At 36.2% G+C, this 1,119-nt stretch carries 3 protein-coding genes; 1 reads left to right on the forward strand and 2 read right to left on the reverse strand.

The annotated features are described in order from the left end of the window. Positions 1–77 precede the first annotated feature (77 nt). Positions 78–374, forward strand: coding sequence for a HigA family addiction module antitoxin (locus tag ACFIO3_RS13630; protein ID WP_375614643.1), 297 nt, complete (start codon positions 78–80; stop codon positions 372–374). Between the two features lie 9 nt (positions 375–383). Here ACFIO3_RS13630 and ACFIO3_RS13635 read toward each other — a convergent pair whose 3' ends face one another. Together ACFIO3_RS13635 and ACFIO3_RS13640 are read right to left on the reverse strand one after the other, a co-directional pair. Further along, positions 384–770, reverse strand: coding sequence for a hypothetical protein (locus tag ACFIO3_RS13635; RefSeq protein WP_375614644.1), 387 nt, complete (start codon positions 768–770; stop codon positions 384–386). Further along, entirely contained in the window at positions 763–1,014 is a 252-nt protein-coding gene (locus ACFIO3_RS13640; RefSeq protein WP_375607138.1) for a type II toxin-antitoxin system prevent-host-death family antitoxin, read from the reverse strand. The genes ACFIO3_RS13635 and ACFIO3_RS13640 overlap by 8 nt, the downstream gene beginning before the upstream one ends. Positions 1,015–1,119: the final 105 nt, after the last annotated feature.

The raw sequence follows: 1,119 nt of genomic DNA on the forward strand, positions 1-1,119 counted from the left end.
CTTTAAATAACACAACATTGATAACATACTATCTAAATTGTAATAGTCTTTAAAATTAATTGTAAAGGAAACTATCTATGACCACACGTAATCATAATCGCTGCCCTACTCATCCAGGAGAAGTTTTAGCTGAATCCTTAGAACATTTAAATGCAAGCAAAACCGAAATTGCTAGGATTCTTCAAATATCACGCCAGCACTTGCACGGAATCCTTAAAGGAGAACGTCCAGTTACAGCCGTAACAGCAGCTCGCATTGGTAAATTGTTAGGAAATGGACCAGCCCTCTGGCTACAGCTTCAAGCCAATTATGATGCTTGGCATGCAGAGCGTGAAACAGATGTTAGCAAAGTTCCGACACTCCATACTGCTTAATTGTATAACTCAGTCTCTAGAAACTTTTCCAAGTGGTTTTATTGTTTTAACTTCTTTAATTTTAAGTGCAATTTTACGCATGAAAGAAAGACTAAAACGCCCTTGAGGTTTTAAATCTTCAAAGTCAAACAAAGATTCGCAAGAAACAACATTAAATTCATCAACACGTACCCAAGATTGCTTTTGCAACCCCACACGTTTACATTCTATCTCAGGTACTTTTAAGCTAAATTGCAAATTAATAGGTTCTTGAGAAGTGATAGGAAACAAAAAGAAATGGCTTTCAGTTTTAACCATAACACAAGAAGGACGCGCTTTACGTCCCAAATGTTCACCTTTTTGCGCTTGTTCGTGCCATAAATAATAATATTGAACAACATCCCCTGCTTTAAACATGTTCATCACTATTCAAAATGTCATCTAAACCACGATCTAAATCGTCTAATATATTTTGCGGTGCATCTGCGTAAACAAAAGATTGTACACTAGAACGGGATTTTATTAATTCATGATATAAATCAACAGGAAGCATAATGATTTTTTCACGCCCTCGTTTTGTCAAAGCGACAGGTGTAGACATAGCCTCATCTAAAATATCGCCTGCCCCGCGGTTTACATCTGTAAAACTATATTTTTTCATATGCACATCCTATCTTTAATGTATAATACGTATTATACGTACAATATGTATTATGTAAAGATATTTTACGGCATTAACTACCTCCCCGCCTCAAGGCGAGGAGAT

The organism is Bartonella sp. AD328YNZD, assembly GCF_042196425.1.

Coding starts and splice junctions, on each gene's coding strand:
- ACFIO3_RS13630 (WP_375614643.1), top strand. CDS start 78: ATGACCACACGTAATCATAATCGCTGCCCTACTCATCCAGGAGAAGTT.
- ACFIO3_RS13635 (WP_375614644.1), bottom strand. CDS start 770: ATGTTTAAAGCAGGGGATGTTGTTCAATATTATTATTTATGGCACGAA.
- ACFIO3_RS13640 (WP_375607138.1), bottom strand. CDS start 1,014: ATGAAAAAATATAGTTTTACAGATGTAAACCGCGGGGCAGGCGATATT.